The organism is Micrococcus sp. KRD128, assembly GCF_017168395.1.
In the GTDB taxonomy this organism is placed as follows: Bacteria; Actinomycetota; Actinomycetes; order Actinomycetales; family Micrococcaceae; genus Micrococcus; species Micrococcus luteus.
Map to the genome: position 1 here is coordinate 85,713 of NZ_JABFAX010000006.1, position 20,162 is coordinate 105,874.

At 74.4% G+C, this 20,162-nt stretch carries 16 protein-coding genes, 1 tRNA gene and 1 pseudogene; 7 read left to right on the top strand and 11 right to left on the bottom strand.

Annotated features, from left to right (window positions below; genetic code table 11):
* Positions 1 to 90: 90 nt before the first annotated feature.
* Positions 91 to 1,656, bottom strand: a complete 1,566-nt coding sequence (locus J1M44_RS03195) for a pyridoxal-phosphate dependent enzyme (protein WP_060775021.1) — start codon at positions 1,654 to 1,656, stop codon at positions 91 to 93.
* A 162-nt stretch (positions 1,657 to 1,818) separates the two neighbouring features.
* Between J1M44_RS03195 and J1M44_RS03200 the strand changes: the two genes are divergently transcribed.
* Positions 1,819 to 2,847 carry a DNA-3-methyladenine glycosylase family protein gene (locus J1M44_RS03200; RefSeq protein WP_206480527.1) on the top strand — a complete coding sequence of 343 codons (1,029 nt, stop codon included), beginning with the start codon at positions 1,819 to 1,821 and terminating at the stop codon, positions 2,845 to 2,847.
* Positions 2,848 to 3,050: 203 nt separating this feature from the next.
* A complete protein-coding gene (locus J1M44_RS03205; protein WP_002856878.1) occupies positions 3,051 to 3,515 on the top strand; it encodes a hypothetical protein in 465 nt (154 codons plus the stop codon).
* 15 nt (positions 3,516 to 3,530) lie between these two features.
* On the opposite strand, the gene J1M44_RS03210 is transcribed toward J1M44_RS03205, so the two are convergent.
* Both J1M44_RS03210 and J1M44_RS03215 read right to left on the bottom strand, forming a co-directional pair.
* Positions 3,531 to 5,297 (bottom strand): AMP-binding protein, encoded by a 1,767-nt coding sequence (locus J1M44_RS03210; RefSeq protein WP_206480528.1) that lies wholly within the window; start codon positions 5,295 to 5,297, stop codon positions 3,531 to 3,533.
* A gap of 220 nt (positions 5,298 to 5,517) precedes the next feature.
* Positions 5,518 to 5,599: transfer RNA gene (locus J1M44_RS03215), tRNA-Tyr, on the bottom strand.
* A gap of 209 nt (positions 5,600 to 5,808) precedes the next feature.
* Here J1M44_RS03215 and J1M44_RS03220 point away from each other — a divergent pair.
* Both J1M44_RS03220 and J1M44_RS03225 read left to right on the top strand, forming a co-directional pair.
* Positions 5,809 to 6,297: a YajQ family cyclic di-GMP-binding protein gene (locus tag J1M44_RS03220; RefSeq protein ID WP_002856881.1), complete on the top strand. Its 489-nt coding sequence runs from the start codon at positions 5,809 to 5,811 to the stop codon at positions 6,295 to 6,297.
* Between the two features lie 40 nt (positions 6,298 to 6,337).
* A complete protein-coding gene (locus J1M44_RS03225; protein ID WP_065573576.1) occupies positions 6,338 to 6,841 on the top strand; it encodes a hypothetical protein in 504 nt (167 codons plus the stop codon).
* A 188-nt stretch (positions 6,842 to 7,029) separates the two neighbouring features.
* Here the strand turns inward: J1M44_RS03225 and J1M44_RS03230 are convergent, their stop codons facing one another.
* Entirely contained in the window at positions 7,030 to 8,319 is a 1,290-nt protein-coding gene (locus J1M44_RS03230; protein WP_206480529.1) for an MFS transporter, read from the bottom strand.
* Between the two features lie 41 nt (positions 8,320 to 8,360).
* Complete coding sequence (locus J1M44_RS03235) at positions 8,361 to 9,779, bottom strand: FAD-dependent oxidoreductase (RefSeq protein WP_206480530.1); 1,419 nt, start codon at positions 9,777 to 9,779, stop codon at positions 8,361 to 8,363.
* Between the two features lie 142 nt (positions 9,780 to 9,921).
* On the opposite strand from J1M44_RS03235, the gene rarD reads away from it, so the two are divergent.
* From rarD to J1M44_RS03250, 3 genes are read left to right on the top strand one after another with little or no spacing between them, the layout of a single operon-like run.
* On the top strand, positions 9,922 to 10,941 hold the full coding sequence (gene rarD, locus J1M44_RS03240) for an EamA family transporter RarD (protein WP_206480542.1): 1,020 nt from the start codon (positions 9,922 to 9,924) through the stop codon (positions 10,939 to 10,941).
* 9 nt (positions 10,942 to 10,950) lie between these two features.
* Positions 10,951 to 11,445, top strand: coding sequence for a hypothetical protein (locus J1M44_RS03245; protein WP_206480531.1), 495 nt, complete (start codon positions 10,951 to 10,953; stop codon positions 11,443 to 11,445).
* Complete coding sequence (locus J1M44_RS03250) at positions 11,442 to 11,939, top strand: HIT family protein (RefSeq protein WP_136940352.1); 498 nt, start codon at positions 11,442 to 11,444, stop codon at positions 11,937 to 11,939. The genes J1M44_RS03245 and J1M44_RS03250 overlap by 4 nt, the downstream gene beginning before the upstream one ends.
* A 22-nt stretch (positions 11,940 to 11,961) precedes the next feature.
* Here the strand turns inward: J1M44_RS03250 and J1M44_RS03255 are convergent, their stop codons facing one another.
* The 6 genes and pseudogenes from J1M44_RS03255 to J1M44_RS03280 all read right to left on the bottom strand — a co-directional run bounded on the left by J1M44_RS03255 (position 11,962) and on the right by J1M44_RS03280 (position 20,041).
* Positions 11,962 to 13,026, bottom strand: a complete 1,065-nt coding sequence (locus J1M44_RS03255; protein WP_206480533.1) for a polyprenyl synthetase family protein — start codon at positions 13,024 to 13,026, stop codon at positions 11,962 to 11,964.
* Complete coding sequence (locus J1M44_RS11995) at positions 13,023 to 14,186, bottom strand: FAD-dependent monooxygenase (RefSeq protein ID WP_446724870.1); 1,164 nt, start codon at positions 14,184 to 14,186, stop codon at positions 13,023 to 13,025. Before J1M44_RS11995 ends, J1M44_RS03255 begins: the two co-directional genes overlap by 4 nt.
* Positions 14,163 to 15,737: pseudogene (gene menD, locus J1M44_RS12000) on the bottom strand (2-succinyl-5-enolpyruvyl-6-hydroxy-3-cyclohexene-1-carboxylic-acid synthase); the annotation flags it as partial. The gene J1M44_RS11995 and the pseudogene menD, both read right to left, overlap by 24 nt.
* Positions 15,738 to 15,853: 116 nt before the next feature.
* Complete coding sequence (locus tag J1M44_RS03270) at positions 15,854 to 17,974, bottom strand: PhoX family protein (RefSeq protein WP_206480535.1); 2,121 nt, start codon at positions 17,972 to 17,974, stop codon at positions 15,854 to 15,856.
* A gap of 228 nt (positions 17,975 to 18,202) precedes the next feature.
* The gene (locus J1M44_RS03275) at positions 18,203 to 19,276 is read right to left on the bottom strand and encodes an o-succinylbenzoate synthase (protein ID WP_206480537.1); all 1,074 of its coding nucleotides are present in this window, start codon (positions 19,274 to 19,276) and stop codon (positions 18,203 to 18,205) included.
* 78 nt (positions 19,277 to 19,354) lie between these two features.
* On the bottom strand, positions 19,355 to 20,041 hold the full coding sequence (locus J1M44_RS03280) for a hypothetical protein (RefSeq protein ID WP_206480540.1): 687 nt from the start codon (positions 20,039 to 20,041) through the stop codon (positions 19,355 to 19,357).
* Positions 20,042 to 20,162: the final 121 nt, after the last annotated feature.

Consider the following 20,162-nt stretch of genomic DNA (forward strand, 5'->3'; position numbering starts at 1 on the left):
GGGTCCTCGTGGACGTTCTGCTCGGTCATCTCGGGAGCCTCCTCGGAGAGATCGGGTCGGGTGGGGCGGGCGCGGCCGGTGCGGCCGGCCTCAGGCGGTGACGTGGGCGAGGACGTCGTGCAGGGTGACGACGCCTTGGACGCGGCCGGCCTCGAGCACCAGCAGCACGGGGTCCTGGGCGAGGCGGCGGGCGACGGCGCGCAGCGGGGTGCGCGCCCCCAGGCTGGGCAGCACGGGGCCCATGACGTCGGCCACGGGGGTCTGCGCGGTGGCCCGCCCCGCGGCGAGGGCGTCCGCGAGCGCGGCCGCGGAGACGGTGCCGCGGACCTCACCGATCCGCAGGTCGTGTCGGGGCTCGAGGACCACGGGCAGGGCGTCGACGCCGTACCGGTTCATGGTCGCGACGGCGTCCGCCACCGAGGTGGTCGGGGCCGCGGTGACGAGGGTGGGCACGGAGCCGGGGAACAGGTCGGCCTTCTCGGCCAGCAGCTCCCCCGCCGTCGCGGACCAGCGGTCGGCCTCGGCGGGGGCGCCCGCGCGGGTCGCCGGCTCGGCGTCGGCGTGCTCGAGCGCCTCGACGGGCGTGCCGGCCCCGCCGGCGGCCCCCGTGGCGCCGTCGTCGTCCGTCTGCGGGACCGCCGAGCGGGTGCGCCCGCGCGCCCACGCCGGCAGCACGGTCTCGCGGACGTCGTAGTCGAAGCCGCGCTCGTCCATCCACGGGTCGTTGAAGATCTTGGCGAGGTAGCCGCGGCCCGAGTCGGGCAGCACGATCACCATGACGTCCTCCGGGCCGAGCTCGCGCGCGGCGCGCAGGCCGGCGACGACGGCCAGGCCGGAGGAGCCGCCCACGAGCAGGCCCTCCTCGGCGGCGAGACGGCGGGTCATGGCCAGGGCGTCGGCGTCCTCGACGGCGATGACCTCGTCCGGGACCGCGGGGTCGTAGTTGTCCACCCACATGTCCTCGCCGACGCCCTCGACGAAGTAGGGCCGGCCGGCACCGCCGGAGTACACCGAGCCGCTGGGGTCCGCGCCGATCACGCGGACGGGACCGGACGGGCGGTCCGCCGAGACCTCCTTGAGGTAGCGGCCGGTGCCCGTGATGGTGCCGCCCGTGCCGGCGCCCATCACGACGTGGGTGACGCGTCCGGCCGTGTCCTCCCAGATCTCCGGGCCGGTGGTCTCGTAGTGGGAGGCCGGGGCGGCGGGGTTGAAGAACTGGTTGGGCTGATAGGCCCCGGGGATCTCCCGCACGAGGCGGTCGGCGACCCCGTAGTAGGACTCCTCGGACGTCGGGTCCACGGCCGTGGGCGTGACGACGAGCTCGGCGCCGTACGCGCTGAGCACGTCCCGCTTCTCCTGACCCACCTTGTCCGGGGTGACGAACACGGTGCGGTAGCCCTTGAGCTGCGAGACCAGGGCCAGCCCCACGCCCGTGTTGCCCGAAGTGGGCTCCACGACGGTGCCGCCCGGGCCGAGCAGGCCCTCGCGCTCGGCCTCCTCGATCATCTTCAGCGCGATGCGGTCCTTCACGGAGCCGCCGGGGTTCAGGTACTCGACCTTCACCAGGACGGTGGCCTCGATACCCTCCGTCACGGAGTGCAGCTTCACGAGCGGGGTGCGCCCGATCAGCTCGAGGACGTTCTCGGCATACTGCATGGGCTGCGCAGGGGTGGGCGCGGGGGTCTGTTCAGTCACGCACCCCACGCTACGCCAGCGGCCGGACGCTGGAGGAGGGCTCCGGACACGCGGGGCAACGCCCGGCGTGGGCGCCGTCACGGCCGGCGTCGTCCTGTCCGGGCCCGGGTGTACGGTGCGGGCATGACCGCCCCGGACGCCGTGCGCCGCGTGCGCGTGCCCGTCCCCGTGGACGTCGCGCTCACCCTGCGCCCCCTGCAGCGCGGCGCGGCCGACCCCACGGTCCGCGCCACACCGCAGGGCGTCTGGCTCATTCTGCGCTCCCCTGCCCCGGACGCGGCGCCGGGCGGGCCGGGCCGGCCGACGTCGTTGCTGGTCTCCGGTGCCCGGGAGGCCGCAGGGGGCGGCACCGCGGTGACGGCCCGCGCGTGGGGCGCGGGCGCGAGCGCCGCCGTCGCCGGAGTGGAACGCCTGCTCGGCCTGCACGACGACGGCTGGGGCGCCTTCGACGCCCTGCTGCGGCCGGACTCCGGCGCGCCCGCGCTGCCGCGGCACGTGCGCGAGGCGCGGCGGACGCGGGTCGGACTGCGGCTGCCGGCAGCGGGCGCGCTGTCCCGGCAGCTGCTCACCGTCGTGCTCGAGCAGAAGGTCACCCACGACCAGGCGCGGCACGGCTGGCGTACCCTCGTGCGGCTGGCCGCCCGGATCGACGACGACGGGCCCGCCCCCGGCCCGGTGCCGCCGGGGATGCTGCCGCCGCCGACCCCGGCCGCCGTCCTGCGGATCCCCTCGTGGGACTGGCATGCGCGGGCCTGGGTGCAGCCCTCCCAGTCGCGGACCGTGCTGGAGGTCGCCCGGCGGGCCGCGAGCATCGACCGGCTCGGCGACGCGGTCGCCCCCGGGGACACGGCTGGGCTGGCCGCGCTGGCCCGGCGTCTGGAGTCGGTGCCGGGGATCGGACCGTGGACCACGGCCGAGGCGCTGCAGCGCAGCCACGGGGCGGCGGACCTCGTCTCCGTGGGCGACTACCACCTGGCGCAGTTCGTGGGGCAGGTCCTCACGGGACGCCGGACCGACGACGCCGGGATGCTCCGCCTGCTCGCGCCGTGGGCCGGGCACCGGCAGCGGGTGGTGCGGATGATCGGGCTCTCCGGAGAGCGCAAGCAGGCGTTCGGGCCCAAGCTCGCCCCGGCCGACCACCGCGCCCACTGACGCGACGCCGGGTGGCCGAGGCCGTGCCGGCGCGTCCGCGCGGCCCGTCCGCTCCTGCACAGGCCGCTGCTCCCGGCGTGTCCTCCCCAGCCCGGCCGGGCCCGACCGGCCGCCCGCCCCGGGTTCCTAGCGTGGGCGATGCCGCCCCGACCGGTGCGGCGCCGCCGGGACCCTGATGCGTCCCCACCCGGGAGGAGACCGCCATGACCACCGCCTTCGAGCCCCGCCCGCACACCGCCGCCGCCCCGCGCGAGCCCGACCCGCACGGCCCCGGCACGCCCGGCTCCCTGCGTCCGGGCGCGCGTGGCTCCGTGCTCATCGTGACCCGCCATCCCGACCCGGACGAGGCCATGCGGCACGCGATGGCCTGGATCACCGCCTTCGAGGAGGACTGCGGCCTCGTGCTGGACACGGACGAGACCGCGCTCTACGCCGTCGGCCGGGCGGGCGACCTGGGCGAGGCCCTGCGTCGCGGCCCCCTGGTCCACGAGGACGGCAGCCCCGCCGACACCTCCGCGTTCGTGGACGCGGTGCTCACCGACGGCACGTGGCGCCTGCGCGACGCCGACCCGAGGGCGTGGTCGACCACCTACCGTGCCGCCATCCTGGGCGCCGCCCCCGAGGCGGTCTGCACCATCTGGGACGTGTTCCCGCTGCCCGCCGCCTGAGGGTGACGGCCGCCGTCAGCCCACGCTCTGGGCCTGGGCCTGGGCCTGGGCCTGGGCCTGGACGACCTTCGCGCCCTCTTCGCGCAGCTCGACCTTGCGGACCTTGCCGGAGACGGTCATGGGGAAGGCGTCGAGCACGCGGACGTGGGCCGGGATCTTGAAGTGTGCGATCCGGCCCGCGGCGAACTCGCGGACGGCGTCCACCGTGAGCGGCTCGACGCCGTCCTTCATGATCACGCAGGCCATGAGCTGCTCGCCGTACTTCTCGTCCGGCACGCCCACCACCTGGACGTCCTGGATGTCCGGGTGGGTGTAGAGGAACTCCTCCACCTCGCGCGGGGAGATGTTCTCGCCACCGCGGATCACGAGGTCCTTGATGCGGCCCTCGATGCGCACGGAGCCGTCCTCGTCCATGGAGGCGAGGTCGCCGGAGTGCATCCAGCCGTCGGCGTCCAGCACCTCGGCGGTCTTCTCGGGGGCGTCCCAGTAGCCGAGCATCACGGAGTAGCCGCGAGTGCACAGCTCGCCCGTGGCCCCGCGGGGCACGATGTCGCCGGTGACGGGTTCAACGATCTTCGTCTCCACGTGCGGCATGGTCCGGCCGACCGTCTGGGTGCGCACCTCCAGGGAGTCGTCGCGGCGGGTCATGGTGGACACGGGCGCGGTCTCCGTCATGCCGTAGCAGATGGCGACCTCGGACATGTGGAACCGGTCGATGACCTTCTTCATCACCTCGACGGGGCACGTGGAGCCGGCCATCACGCCGGTGCGCAGCGTGGACAGGTCCAACGCGTCCGCCTCAGGCCGGGCGAGCATGGCGATGAACATCGCCGGCACGCCGTACAGGCTCGTCGCACCGGTGGCGGCCACCGCCCGCAGCGCCGAGACCGGCTCGAAGCTGCGCGCCGGGATGACGGCGAGCGAGCCGTGGGAGACGGTGGCGATCACGCCGATCACCATGCCGAAGCAGTGGAAGAACGGCACCGGGATCACCACGGTGTCCTCCTCCGTGTAGCCCAGCAGCTCACCGATGTGGAAGCCGTTGTTCAGCACGTTGCGATGCGTCAGCGTGACGCCCTTGGGGAAGCCGGTGGTGCCCGAGGTGTACTGCAGGTTCACGGGGTCCGCCGGCCGGGTGGCGGCCTCGCGCACGGCCAGGTCCTCGTCCGAGACCCGCGCGGCCCCGGCCAGGAAGTCGGCCCACGTGCCCTCGGCCACGGGATCGGCGGCGTGCCGGCCGGCCACGTCGCCGGCCTGCACGTGCGCGTAGGCGTCCTCGCCGCTCCCGGCCGGCAGCATGATCAGCTGCCGCAGGTGCGGCGCCGACTCACGGGCCACGGCGCGTGCGGTGGCGGGCGGGTCCATGCGTGCGTCCGCGCAGGCCACCACCAGCCCGCGCATGTCGCACTGCTCGACCACGTAGGTCAGCTCGTGGGCGCGGTACGCCGGGTTGAGGTTCACGAGGATGACGCCGGCACGCGCCGCGCCGTAGAGCAGCGAGACCCACTCGGCGACGTTGGGGCTCCACATGCCGATCCGGTCCCCCGCCTCGTAGCCCGCGGCCATGAGCGCCTTGGCCACCGTCACGGACTCCTCACGCAGCTGCCTGTAGGTCCAGGTGCGGCCGGTGGCCGGGTCCCCGTCCGGTCCACACTCCAGGAGCGCGGCGCGGTCGGCGAACCGGCGGGCGGTGTCGTCGAGGTTCTGGGCCAGAGTCTGCTCGAGCAGCTCGACGTCGGTCGGTCCCTGGGTGAAGGACTCGGGGGCGGTGGACTCGGTCATCGGGCGCTCCTCGCGGACGGTCGGGCGACGCCGCACGGCGTCACGATGCACGGCCGTGCCGCCGCCGGACCGCAGAGGGCATCGGATGTGACACGGACCACAGGCAGGCTACGTCGCCGGGCGGGAGGCCGCCACCTCCCGGGGCGGGGGCGCGGGGCGTGCCACGGCCCCGGACGGCAGAAGACCCCGGGACCGTGTGGTCCCGGGGTCTTCGTTCCGGTGGCAGATACTGGATTCGAACCAGTGAAGGCAGTGCCAGCTGATTTACAGTCAGCCCCCTTTGGCCGCTCGGGAAATCTGCCGTGCCACCCGGCGGCTGCTGGGCGTCTCGAGGACGACCGCACCGGTCGGGCGAGAGTCGACTTTACAGCATCCCCGCGCAACGCCGCCAATCGGCCCGGGACCGCGTCCGCCGTCCCCGGTAGGCTGGCCCGCAGAGCGCCCCGCGCGGCCCCGCAGTGGCCGTCGTCGAGGGGCGCACCCCGTCCGCAGACCCTGAAGGAGAGCACCCGTGGCCAGCGATTCCACGTTCGACGTCGTCAGCAAGGTGGACAGCCAGGAGGTGTCCAACGCCCTGAACCAGGCGCAGAAGGAGATCGCCCAGCGCTACGACTTCAAGGGCGTCGGCGCCGAGATCGACTTCTCCGGCGAGAAGATCCTCATGAAGGCCTCCTCCGAGGAGCGCGTCAAGGCCGTCAAGGACGTGTTCGAGTCCAAGCTCGTCAAGCGCGGCATCTCCCTCAAGTCCCTCGACGCCGGCGCCCCGTTCGCCTCCGGCAAGGAGTACCGCATCGAGGCGACGATGAAGGAGGGCATCGACCAGCCCACCGCGAAGAAGATCACGAAGCTGATCCGCGACGAGGGCCCCAAGTCCGTCAAGGCCCAGATCCAGGGGGACGAGCTGCGCGTGTCCTCCAAGTCCCGCGACGACCTGCAGTCGGTCATCGCGATGCTCAAGGACTTCGAGGACGCGGACCTGCAGTTCGTGAACTTCCGCTGATCCGCACGCCGCCTCCCCTCCGATCCCACCAGGAGTCCCCATGCTGTACCTGATCGACCCTCGCGGGGCCGTGTGGTCCGCCGACACCACGATCGGCCGGGCGCGGGCCCGGGCCCGCGTGGACGGCCGCCCGGTCGACGACCTGAAGTTCACCAAGGCCGCCATGCTCCTGACCTTCGACGACCATGTGGACCTCGCGCTGCGTCACGGCGTCGCCGCCCCGCGCGGCCTCCTCCTCGACCACGGGTTCGTGGCCCAGGTGCTCGCCCCCGCGAACCTGAAGGCCCAGCGCGCCAACCAGGACGCGATCGCCGAGCAGCTCGCGGTGGTGGAACGTCGCACGGAGGACGTCGGATCGCTGCGCTCCCACCGGCACGCGGCCGCCTACGAGGGCGCGGACCAGAGTCTGGAGCGCCGCATCAAGAAGGCGGAGGAGGCGGCCCGCGAGACGCTTCAGGCGGCCCCGGACGAGGACCTCGTCCGCCACTGGACGCGCCTGGGTGGCGCGGTCCCGGCCACGCTCCAGGCCGACCGCGACCGCTGACCCGCCGGCCGCCGTCGTCGTGGTGGCTCCCGCGGACGGCGGCTCAGGCCGCCGCGAGCCAGACGATTCGGCGGTCTCGCGGCCCGATCCGCAGCAGAATCATCTGGCTCACGGGCAGAGACGTCCGGCTCGGCGCTCGCTGGCTCGCAGCCTCCCGCCTCGCCACCGCCACGGAACCCCGCGCCCGCTCAGGGCGTGGGGTTCCGTGCGTCGTAGCGCGGGAAGCCGGGCTGCCACCGCATCAGCGCGCTCACGCCGAGCATGCACAGCACGCCGCCGGCCAGCAGGGTCGGCCCCTCCCCCAGGCCCACGGAGGCGCCGCCGGTGATCAGCTCGCCCAGGCGCGGCCCGCCCGCCACCACGACGACGAACACGCCCTGCAGCCGGCCGCGCAGATGGTCCGGGGTCGCGGACTGCAGGATCGAGCCGCGGAAGACGCCGGAGAGCGAGTCCGCGGCCCCGCCCACGGCCATGCACAGCGCGGCGAGGGCGAACGCGAGCGTGAGGCGGGGATCGCCGTCGGGCAGGGGCCGTGCCCACCAGACCACGCCGCCGAACGCGGCCACCGCCCCGCCCCACACGAGGATCGAGACGTACACGCCCCAGCCCTGCGCGTGCAGGCGGGTGAAGGGGGCGGAGAACAGCCCCGCGAGGAACGCGCCCGCCGCCATCGCGGCCAGCAGCACCCCGACGGCGGCCTCACCGCCGCCGAGCGCCACGGCGCCGATGGCGGGCAGCAGGGCGCGCGGGAACGCCGTCGTCATGGCCACGATGTCCGCCAGGAAGGTCATCCGCAGGTTCGGTCGCGAGCCGAGGAAGCGCAGGCCCTCGACCACCGAGGCCAGGCCCCCGCGCGCGCCCGAGGCGGCCTCGGCCTGCTGCGGCGGCAGGGACGGCAGCCGCCACACGGCGTACAGGGCGGCCAGGAAGGTGACGACGTCGATCGAGTAGGTCCACGCGTAGCCGACCGCCCCCACGAGCACGCCGCCCAGCATGGGGCCGACCATGAGGGCCACGGAGAACGTCATCATGTTCAGCGCGTTCGCCGCCGGCACGAGCGGCAGGCCCACGAGCGCGGGGATGATCGCGCCGCGGGTGGGCTGGTTGATGCCGGACGCGCCGGAGTGCAGGGCCACGAGGGCGTACAGCACCGGCACCGACTCGAGCCCGGCCCAGGCCTGCGCGGCGATGCCGACCGTGGTCAGCCACATGACGGCCGACGAGGTCAGCGCGACGCGGCGGCGGTCGTGCCGGTCTGCGATCGCGCCGCCGTACAGGCCCGCGACCACGAGCGGCACGAGCGCGGCGAGGCCGAGCAGGCCCACCGCGAACGAGGAGCCGGTCAGGGCGAACACCTCGAGGGACACCGCCACGAGCGTGAGCTGCGTGCCCACGTACGAGAGCGTGTTGCCGAGCCACAGCCGCCGGTAGGCGGGTGAGACCCGCAGCGGGGTGATGTCGACGAGGAGGCGGGCCACCCCGGAAGCCTAGCGCCGGGGCGGCCAGGGCCCGCCCCGGATCAGACGGTCGGGACGGAGGCCCCGTCGCGGGAGATGCGGGTCATCTCCTCCCGGTCCACGACCTTCACCCGCTCCCGCGCCACCGGACCGGCCTCCGTCGCCTGCGCACCCAAGGACTTCTCGTGGTCATCCAGAGCATGCCAGCCGGCCCACGTGGTGTACGGCACCTCACGGGACTCGAGCAGCTCGATCACCGACTCCTCGGAGGGCTCCTGGGCCGTCCACAGCCCCGGCTCGTCCTCGATCAGGTGCTTGATCGTCTCCAGGGAGTCACCCTTGGTGTGCCCGATCAACCCCACCGGGCCCCGCTTGATCCACCCCGAGGCGTACAGACCCGGCACCGGGGCACCGTCCGCGTCCAGCACCCGGCCCTGCGCGTTCGGGATCACCCCGCGCACCTCATCGAACTCCACCCCCTCCACGGGCGAGCCGAAGTACCCCACGGCCCGGTAGACCGCCTGCACCGGATAGTCCACGGTCTCCCCCGTCGGGCGGACCCCACCGGAGCCGTCGAGCTCCATCCGACGCATCCGCAGACCGTCCACCCGGCCGTCCCCGTCCTCGTCCAGGAACTGCTCCGGGGCCTGCAGGAAATGCAGATGCAGCCGGCGGGAGGCGCTCTGCTGACGGTCCTCCTGCTCCATCAGCCAGTTCGTCAGCGTGCCCACCATGGTGCGGACCTGGTTGTTCTCCTCGATCGCCTGCTCCGAGGCCTCATCGAAGTCGAAGTCCTCCTCGTACAGCACGATGTCCACATCCCGGGAATGCGCCAGCTCCCGCAGCTCGAGCGGGGTGAACTTCACCTGCGCGGGTCCGCGCCGACCGAACACGTGCACGTCCGTGACCGGGGAGGCGGCCAGGTCCCGGTACACGTTGTCCGGGATCTCCGTGGGCAGCAGGTCCTCGGCGTGCTTGGACAGGATCCGGGCCACATCCAGGGCCACGTTCCCGTTGCCGATCACCGCCACCTGCGTGGCCTCCAGCGGCCAGTGCCGCGGCACGTCCGGGTGCCCGTCGTACCAGGCGGCGAAGTCGGCGCCACCGAACGAGCCGGCCAACTCCACCCCCGGCACGTCCAGGACCGCGTCGCGCACCGCCCCGGTGGAGAACACAATCGCGTCGTAGTGCCGACGCAGGTCCGCCAGGCTCAGATCCGTGCCGTAGTCCACGTTCCCCAGGAACCGGATGTCGCCGCGGTCCATGACCTTGTGCAGGGCGGTGACGATGCCCTTAATGCGCGGGTGGTCCGGGGCCACCCCGTAGCGGATCAGGCCGAACGGGGCCGGGTAGCGGTCGAACAGGTCGATGCTGACGCGGAAGTCCCGCTCCTCCTTGGTCAGGATGTCCGCCGTGTACACCCCGGCGGGTCCGGCACCGATGATGGCGATGCGCAACGGGCGGTCAGGGCGAACGGTCACGGCGGGTGGGTCCTTTTCGACGACGGCGGGTCACGCCGGCGGAGCACGGGGCGAGGCCCGGCACCGGCGCGCGGGATCGACCCCCCAGTCTACCTCCGTGACCGGGAGGAACCTGGGTGAGAGTGCTCACCCGGACCGTACAGTGGTCCGCGTGAGCCCCTCCTCCCCCGCTGTCCGGCCCGGCGTGACCCCCGACGGCGCCGCCCCCGACACCGGTGCCCTGCCCACCGTCTCCCCGGCTCCGGCCGATGACCCGCGTGGGCTGGCCCTCGGCTTCACCGCCTACTTCGTGTGGGGCCTGCTGCCGCTCTACATGGCGGTGCTCGCGCCGGCCGGGGCCGTGGAGATCGTGGTGGTGCGCATCGGCTTCGCCCTGATCTTCTGCCTCGTGCTGCTGACCGTGATGCGCCGGCTGCGCGAGCTGGGGACGGCGCTGGCCACGCCCGGCCGCTGGGGGGCCACCGCGCTGGCCGCCGGGATCATCGCGGTGAACTGGCTGCTGTACGCGGTCTCGGTCACCACGGGCAACGTGCTCCAGGCCTCGCTCGGCTACTTCATGAACCCGCTGGTGAATGTCCTGCTCGGCGTGCTGTTCCTCGGGGAGCGGCTGCGGCGGGGCCAGTGGGTGGCCGTCGGGATCGCGGTGGCCGCCGTCGTCGTGATGTCCGCGGCGATGGGGCAGGTGCCGTGGATCGCGCTCGGGCTGGCCACCTCGTTCGGGCTCTACGGCTTCGTGAAGAAGCGCTTCCCCTCCCCCGTGCACGCGGTGACCGCGATGACCGCCGAGACCGTGGTGCTGATCCCCGTGTTCGTGGTGGGCAGCGTGCTGTTGGCGCAGGCCGGGCTGCTCACGACCGTCACCGAGGGGCCCGGCCACTTCTGGCTCATGGCCGGGCTCGGCGTGGCCACCGCCGTTCCGCTCATCCTGTTCTCGGCGGCGGCCCGCTCCCTGACGCTGACCACGCTCGGGATGCTGCAGTACACGGCGCCCATCCTGCAGTTCCTCGTGGCGGTCACGGTCCTCGGCGAGCAGATGCCCGCGGCCCGCTGGGCGGGCTTCGGGCTCATCTGGCTCTCGCTGGCGGTCTTCACCCTCGACCAGCTGAACGCCTCCCGCCTGCAGCGTCGGGCGGTCCGGGCCGGGCAGGGCGCGCACGCCTAGACTGGCGGCATGCCCGCCAAGCCCCCCGCCCCCGTGTACCTCCCGGCCTTCCAGCGGCTCGTCCCGGACCTGTTGGGCGACGCCTGGGCCGAGGACGACGGCCTCGCCCCCGCCGACGTTGACGCCCGGCTGGCCCAGTCCCCCGCGGCGGAGCAGCTCGGCGCCGGACTCATGATCCCGGCCGCCCTGCGTGAGTTCTACCTCGCCCTGGGCAACTGCGGGGACCTCATGGAGACGGAACACTACGTGTGGGACCCCGAGGACCTCGAGGTGCGGGACGGCTTCCTCATGTTCCTGGAGGACGCGGACGAGACGGTCGTGTGGGGCCTGCCGGTGGACAACCTGGCGTTGCCGGACCCGCTGGTGTGGCGGCGCTCCGCCGGCGCCGACGCCCCCGAGGGCGAGTGGCAGGACGAGGGCGGCACCTTCAGCGAGTTCCTCACGGACCTGCTCGCGTGGACCTTCGAGGACCCCGAGGACGACGGCGAGGGGCCGGACCGGTGACCGCGCCCGCCCCGGTCTCCCACGCCCCGGACGGCTACGTCTGCCCGTTCTGCGGGCTCGTGGCCGGCGACGTCTCCGACCCGGGCAACCGTTGCGAGCTCGGGGACACCGTCTACCAGGACGAGGACCTGCTCGTGCTCATCGCCGTGGACGGGTTCGGCGAGCACGAGGGACACGCCATGGTCTGCCCGGCCGAGCACTACGAGAACCTCTACGACCTGCCCCCGCGCGTGCTGCAGCGCATCGCCCTGATGGCCCAGCAGGTGGCGCTGGCCATGAAGCGTGCGTGGGCCCCGGAGGGAATCTCCACGCGCCAGCACAACGAACCCGCCGGCAACCAGCACGTGTGGCACTACCACCTGCACGTCTTCCCGCGCTTCGAGGGGGACCTGCTCTACCGGCAGCTGCGCCACCCGGTGGCCCCGGAGGTCCGCGCCCTCAAGGCCCGGGAGCTCGCGGCCGCGCTGGACCCCGCCCCGACCCGCCTGGACTGAGCGGCCGCCCCGGACCGCCGCGTCAGGCCGAGCGCCCGACCACGTAGTCGGCGAACGCCTCGAGCGCCGCCTTCACGGCGGAGTCCGGCAACGGGTCGAGCGCCTGCTTGGCCTGCTCCGCCCAGCCGCGGGTGATCGCCCACGCCTCGTCGATGGCGGGGTGGCCCGTGAGCGCGGCGACGGCGGCGGCCAGCTGCTCGTCGGTGTCGAGCGGCCCGTCCACGAGCGCGCGCACCCGGCGGGCGTCCTCGGCCTCCGGCCCCTCGCCCTGCGCGGCGCGGGCCAGCAGCAGCGTGGTCAGGGTGGGCACGCGCTCGCGCAGGTCCGTGCCGGGGACCTTGCCGATCCGCTCGGCGTCGCCGGTGAGGTCGATCAGGTCGTCGGCGAGCTGGAAGGCCAGGCCCACCTTCTCGCCGTAGGCGCGCATCACCTGGACGGCGGCCTCGTCGGCTCCGCCCAGCAGCGCGCCGAGCATGCCGGCCGCGGCGATCAGCGAGCCGGTCTTGCCGGAGAGCACCGCGTAGTAGTGCTCGATCGGGTCCGCGCCCTCGGCCGGGCCGCGGGTCTCCCACAGCTGGCCCTGCACGAGGCGTTCGAAGGTGTCCGCCTGGATCTGCACGGGCCGCGGGCCCAGCTCGGCCATGAGCTGGGAGGCGCGGGCGAAGATCAGGTCGCCGGCCAGGATCGCCGCCGAGTTGCCCCACAGCCGGTGGGCGGCGGGAGCGCCGCGGCGCACGGGGGCCTCGTCCATCACGTCGTCGTGGTACAGCGTGGCCAGGTGCGTCAGCTCCATCACGACGGCGGCCTGGCGGGCGGGCGCGTCCACGTCGGCGACCTCGCCGGAGGCCAGGGCGGGGTCGCCCAGGAGGGAGGCGAGCACCGTCAGGACCGGACGGACCCGCTTGCCGCCGGCGGCCATCAGGTGGTGGGCGGCGGTGTCGGAGAACAGGTCGTCGAAGCCGAGGGCAGTGTCCAGCTGCTCCTCGACCTGCTCGAGCGCGGTCAGCACGACCTCCAGGACACGGCCGTGCTCGGCGAGGGGTTCGAAGCCGGAGGGCAGGGCGAAGCCGGGGTCTGCGGTGGTCACCGGGCAAGCCTACCCAACGGCGCGCCGCCCGCGGTCGTCAGCGCGGGGGTGAGCGCCTCGAGCACGCGGACGGCCCGGTCGACGGCGTCGCCGCCCCGCGCGTCCACCGTGTTGCCCATGACCTTCACCGCGGCCCGCAGCAGCGGGGGTGCGGCCATCCCGGCGCCCAGCGCCGCCTTCATCACCCGCGGATCGCCGATCAGGCGGGCGAACCGGGCGCCGAGGGCGAAGTGGCGGCCCCACAGGTGCTGGGTGATCACCGGGTAACGGGACAGGATCGCGTCCGCGGCGCCGTCGGTCCCGGCCGCGTGCGCCTGCACCGCCAGGTCCGCGGCGAGGCGGGCCGCCTCCATCGCGAACCCGATGCCCTCGCCGTTGAACGGGGACACCATGCCGGCCGCGTCGCCCACCAGGAGCATGCCCGGCACGTGCTGCGGGGTGCGGTTGAACGCCATCGGCAGGGCCGCGCCGAGGATCCGCGAGGTGCGCGTCTGCTCGGCGATCCCCCAGTCCGCGGTGAGCGCCCCGGTCCAGGACTTCAGCAGCCCGCGGTAGTCCAGCTTCCCGAACTGCGGGGAGGTGTCCAGGATGCCCAGGCCCACGTTCACGGTGCCGTCCGCCAGCGGGAAGAGCCAGCCGTAGCCGGGCAGCGGGTTGCCCTCGGCGTCCGGCAGGCGCAGCCAGGACTCCATCCACTCCCCCCGGTCACCGGGCGGGGCGGGGATCGCCCCGTCGACGGCGGCACCGGCGGTGTAGTAGGCCCGCACGGCCACGCCCATGGGCCGGTCCTCGCGGCGGTGCAGGCCCGCGGAGACGGCGGCGCGGGCCGAGACGCCGTCGCACGCGAGCACGATCGGCGCGGTGAAGCGGGCGGTCTGGCCGGTCTTGCGTCCGTTCGGCGCGATCAGCTCCGCGTCCAGCCCGACCACGCGTCCGGCCTCGTCCTGCACGACGCCGGTGACGGCGTGCCGCTCGCGGACCTCGGCGCCGCGGGTGCGCGCCAGGTCCGCCAGGAGGGCGTCGAAATCGCGGCGGGTGCGCGTGAGCGCGTAGTCCGGCCAGGTCTGGGTGGGCGCCCACGGCACGTCCACGCTGCGCTCGCCCGCGCGCAGCCGCAGGCCGCGGATGACGCGCCAGCCGCCGTCGTCGTTGACGACCACGAGGTCGAGGTCCGGCTCGGTCTCGGTGGGGCCCACGAGCAGGCCGCCCGCCTCGTGCAGGGCGGTGAGGTCGCCGAGCAGGGCCACGGTCCGCCGTCCGCGCGCCAGTGCGACGCCCGCGGCCGTGGAGACGGTCCCGTCGATCCCGGCGAGCCCGCGGTTGGCGTACACCTCCGCGTCCGGCGCCGAGGGGGGCCGCCAGGTCAGGTCCACGTCCCGGATCACCGAGGACGAGCCCAGCACGAGCGGGCCCCGGACCATGGCGGCGCTCACGTGCGCCACCGTCTGCGGGCTGAGCCGGTCGCCGGCGTCGGTGGTGACGAGCACGTCCTCCACGGCGGCCTGGGCGCGCATCGAGGCGTGCTGCCACGCGGCGAGCCAGCCGGGCTCGCCCTGCCCGGCGAAGGCGGCGAGCTCCTCGAGGGTCTCCACGGGCGTCTCCCGGCGCCGGCCCGGCTCGAACCACGGGGCGGGCTCGGGGGCGTGCAGGGCCGTGGCGACGTCGGGGCGGGCCAGCAGCGCGTTGACCGTCCGGGTGAGCGTGGGCCGACCGAACAGCACGACCCGTTCGATGCGTGCGGCCAGGGGGTGTGCGTCCGCGTCGCGGCCACCGGCCGCGCCCAGCAGGAGCGGATACGCGGCGATGGCGTTGGCGGAGAACCGCGCGTTCGAGGACGGCTCGGCCAGCAGGGGCAGGCCCAGGGACAGCGCGAAGGCGGCGGCCGCGGGGCCGGCGTCGTGGCAGGCCAGCACGACGGTGCGCCGCTGGTCCAGACGGGCGACGTCCAGCTCGGGCAGCCCCGAGAGCACCGCCCCGGGTGCCCGGTAGGCCGACGCGGCGGCGGGGGCCGGACTCGCGCCGGTCGGGGCGACGGCCGGAACAGGGGCGTGCGGCGCCGCGGCGGCGGCGCCCATGGCGGCCGCCTCCTCAGGGCTCGGCACGAGCGGGTCGCGGAAGTGCAGGTTCAGGTGGACGGGTCCGGCCGGGGCCTCTGCCATCGTCACCGGACCGGGCCCGCCGTCGTCGGGGCCGGTCTCGGCCACGACCCCCTCGGCCGCCAGCAGGGCCCGGCGCACGGTGGCCCGCACGTGGCGCAGATGCTGCTCGGCGTCCACGCCGTCGGCCCCGTCGCAGCCGAGGGAGGCGGCATGGCGGACGTGCGTGCCGAACACGTCCCTCTGGTCCGTGGTCTGGTTCGCACCGGTGCCGTGCAGCTCGGGCGGACGATCCGCGGTCAGCGCGATCACGCGCGTGCCGGCGTGGAAGGACTCCATCAGGGCGGGCAGCAGGTTCCCGACGGCGGTGCCCGACGTGGTCAGCACGCCCACCGGGCGCCCCGAGGCCAGCGAGAGCCCGTGGGCGAGGAAGCCGGCCGAGCGCTCGTCCACCCGCACGTGCAGGCGGACCTCGCCGGCGCGCTCGAGGACCGCGAGCGCGTAGGCCAGCGGGGCGGAGCGGGAGCCGGGGCAGACCACCGCGTCCCGCATGCCGGCGTCGATCAGGGCGGTGGCGACGGCGCGCGCCACGGAGAGGGAGTCGACGGAGGTCATGGTGGCCACCAGTCTAGGCCCGGGCGCGGACGGGCCCCGGACGCGGAGAGGCCGCCACGGTGACGCGGTGGCGCCGGCCGTGACGGCCTCGTCGAGGGTCCTCGCGGAGGCGGGGGTCAGCCCTTCGGGCCCTTGCCGTTGCCCTTGCCCTTGCCCTTGTTGCCCTTCTCCTTGCCGGCGCCCTTGCCGATGCCGTTGTTCCCGGTGGCGTTGAACACCTGGACGACGCACGGACGCGGGGCCGCGACCTTGTCGCCCACCTGGACCGGGCCGGTCGGGCTCAGGAAGTCCGGGAAGGAGGAGGTGTGCGCGCCCCAGGTGCCGTCCTCGCCCGGGTGCTGGACGTTGACGAACACGGAGTTGTCGCGGTCGTGGATCACGGGGCCGCAGGTCTCGGCGTCGCGCGGGACGGCGAGGAACTGCTGGACGCGGCCGCGCTCGGCGCCGTCGAGGGTGACCTTGTGCAGCGCGTCGGCGTAGCCGATGGTGCCGGGCTGGCCGTCGGTGGAGATCCAGAGGTTGCCCTCGGAGTCGAACGCCAGGTTGTCCGGGCAGGAGATCGGGGAGACCTTCTCCTTCGGGTAGCCGGCGAAGTAGGCCGAGGAGGAGACCGCCGGGTCGCCGGCGAGCAGCAGGATGACCCAGGTGAAGGCGGTGGAGGTGTGATCCCCGCCCTGCTCGGTGATCTCGAGGACGTGGCCGTCGCGGTTGCCGATGACCGGGTTGGCCTCGTCCACGGCGGTGCGCTTGGTGTTGTTGGTCAGGGCCGCGTAGACCTTGCCGGTGACCGGGTTGGTCTCGACGTCCTCCGGGCGGTCCATCTTGGTGGCGCCCATCTTGTCGGCCGCGAGGCGGGTGTAGACGAGGACCTCGGCCAGGGACATGCCCGGGACGAAGGACGTCTTCTCGTCGGCCAGGGCGATCCACTCGCCGGAGCCGTCGAAGGCGCCGTCCGAGGGCAGGGTGCCCCTGCCGTCGATCTGGGCGGCCGGGGAGTCGCCGGAGAACCTGGCCACGTAGAGGGTGCCCTTGTCCATCAGGCGCATGTTGTGCTTCTTGTCGCCCTCCCGGACCTTCTCGGCGGAGACGAACTTGTACAGGTAGTCGTGGCGCTCGTCGTCGCCGGAGTAGACCACGGCGTGGCCGGACGGCGAGATCACGGCGGTGCCGGCCTCGTGCTTGAAGCGGCCCAGGAGGGTGTGCTTCACGGGCGTGGAGGTCGGGTCCTCGGGGTCGATCTCGACGACCCAGCCGAAGCGGTTGGCCTCGTTCTCGTAGCCGGGCTTGGTCAGGTCGAACCGGTCGTGGACCTTCTCCCAGCCGCGGCTGGTGGCGGAGGCGGAGATGCCGTAGCGCTTCTCCTCGGCGGTGCCGCGACCCTTGAAGTACTGGTTGAAGTTCTCCTCGCCGGAGAGCACGGTGCCCCACGGGGTGGTGCCGCCGGCGCAGTTGTTCAGGGTGCCCAGCACGCGGGTGCCGGTCGGGTCCTCGACGGTCCTGAGCAGCGCGTGGCCGGCGGCCGGGCCACGGACCTCGAACTCGGTGGTGCCGGTGATGCGGCGGTTGCGGCGGCCGCCGCGGACGTACTCCCACTGGGCGCCGCGCTTGGCGCGCTGGAGGTCCACGATCGACAGGCCGTGGGCCTGGAGGCCGACGTTGACGACGTCCTCGAAGTTCGAGGCGATGTACTCCGGGGAGAACATGATGTTCTCGTTGGTGTACTCGTGGTTGGAGACGAGGTAGCCGGAGCGGTCGTTGCCGCCGTCGGAGATGATGTTCAGGTAGTCGTTGTTGTAGCCGAACTGGGCGGCCTGCGACGCACCGGTCTGGTGCTCGATGTCGAACTCCGGGGAGTCGGCGAACAGCGGGTCGCCCCAGCGGATCACGGTGCCCCAGTCGTAGCCCTCCGGCACGGTCATGGTGTCCACGGTGCGGCTCACCGGCGCGATGGGCTCGAAGGGGAGCTTGCCGCCGCCGGTCGGGCGCCGGCCGTTGTCCGCGAGCGCCTCGGGGGCCTGGGCCACCTGGGAGCCGATGACGACGGCGGCGGCGAGGCCGGTGCCGCCGACCAGGGCGGAGCGGCGCGAGATGGCGGTCTCCGCGATCTGCTGGAAGGTCGGGTTCGCCGAGGTGTTGGGCACCGGGTGGGCGCACGCATTGCCGCACTTGAGCTCGCACGTGACGGCGGAGCGGTTGCCACGGGTGTGGCCGGCCATGGGGAGGAGGCGCTTCAGCATGACGGGGTCCTTCGCGTCGTGGGGATGGTTCGGGGTCCGGTGCCGGGCCGGAGGTGACCCCGGGGGTGAGACCGGCCGGGGCCGCCATCACCTTGGCCCCTCGCTCCGAGCGGGGAGCCACGCCCAGGTGGCCGCGAGTTGAACTCTTCCCGGCCGCCGGATTTCGTCCCGTCGACGTGCTGTAATCCGGCTCACCTTCCCCGCGCGGACGGGGACCGGGCGGGCCCGTCAGCCCTGCGCGGCCAGCACCGCGTGGGCCGCGCGCACGCGGTCGGCCCACCACGCCTGCCGCGCCCCGTCCGCCCGGACGCGGTCGAGCAGGTCCGGGTCGGGGGCGGGTGCCCGCTCCCCCGGTGCCGGGAGGGCCCCCGCGCGGGGGCGCCAGGCCGGGGCGACGACGTCGTGCTCGAAGAGCGCCGCGGTGCCGAGCCCGCATGCGTGCGGCAGGGACGGCAGGCAGGCGGCGAGCGCGGCGCCGCCGGCGATGCCCACGGAGGTGTCCAGCGCGGAGGAGACCACCGCGGGCAGCCCCGCGGCCGCCACGATCGCCGCGGCGCGGCGCACGCCCCCGAGCGGCTGGACCTTCACCACGATCAGGTCCGCGGCCCCGGCGGCCGCGACGGCGAGCGGGTCCTCGGCCTTGCGGACCGCCTCGTCCGCGGCGATCGGGGTGGGGACACCCCGGGCGCGCAGCTCCGCGCGGACCTCCGCGAGGTCGGTGATGCCGGGCACGGGCTGCTCGGCGTACTCGAGGCCGACGTCGGCCAGCGCGGTGAGCACGTCGACGGCCTCGGCGGGCGTCCAGCCGGCGTTGGCGTCGACGCGGACCTGCGCGTGGGGCAGCAGCGCGCGCACCCGCCGCACGCGGGCCAGGTCGGCCGCGCGGCTGCCGGGGACGAGCCCGCCCTCGGGGCCGTGCTCGGCCACCTTGACCTTGACCGCGGTGATGCCGTCGCCGTAGCGGGCCAGGACGGCCTCGACGTCGTCCGCGGCCACCGCGGGCACGGTGGCGTTGACGGGGACGGTCTGGCGGACCGGGGCGGGCCAGCCCTGCCAGCCGGCCTCGATCGCGGCGGCCAGCCATGCGGCGCACTCGTGCGGACCGTACTCCGGGAACGGGGAGAACTCGGCCCAGCCCGCCGGGCCGCGCAGCAGCAGGGCGTGACGGAGGTCCGTGCCGCGGAACCGCACGCGCATCGGCAAGGCGACCGCGACGGCGTCGGCCAGCAGCTCCTCGACGCTCGGCAGGGCGGGACCGCCCGGCGCGCCGGGCAGCGGGGGCAGGGCGGGGGCGGTGCTCATGCGGCCAGTCTAGGAAGGGCGCTCGGCTCCCGGTCCGACGGGCGCCGGCGGGTGGAGCTCCCGCGGCGGCGCCGACGCTCAGACGGCGCGGAGGTAGCCGAGGGCTCGGGCCAGGTCCACGGCGCGCTCGTGGGCGCCGAGCACCTCCTCCAGGCCGGCGACGACGGCGGCCGTCACCTCCTCGGTGAGATGCCAGTCGGCGGTGAACGGGTCGTCGAAGCGCGCCCACGCCGTGCCCACGGCCGCGAGCGCGCGGGTCATCTCGGTGAGGTCGCGGAAGACCGGTCGCGGCTCGTCCAGGCGGTCCTCCCAGCCCTCGTCTCCCGGGGCCATGAGCACCTGGCCGCTGGAGGCCGCGTGGATGAACGGGTCGGCGCCCTGCTTGGCCACCACCGTCCAGTCGTCGTTCCAGTCCACCAGCAGGGCACCGGTGCGGTGGTTCCACCGGTAGCCGGCCTGCTCGTCCCACAGGCGGTCCAGCGGGAAGAACATCACGGGCAGGCCGAGGGTGTCGATCTCCAGCCACTCCGGCCCCACGTAGCGGTAGAAGTCGGCCAGGTCCGGGGCGAGGGGCTCCTCGGCGGCCCACTCGATGGGCTCCTGCCGGCTCAGCCGGCCGAACGGGGCCAGGGCGTCCCGGGCGGCCAGCAGGTCCTCGGCCGAGAGACGGGGCCGGGCGCCCGGCTCGACGCCCGGGCCGGGGACCGTCCCGGTGGAGTCGCGGAGGGCCGGGCGATGTCCGTGGGCGGGGGGCACGCGGGTCATGGCCCCAGGCTAGGCAGGCGGCTCAGCGGCGCGGAGGACGGGACGGCGACGGGGGCGTGACCGTCCGATGAAGCCTGCATGACGGCTGCGCGTCCGACACAATGGAACCCATGCCCCCCAC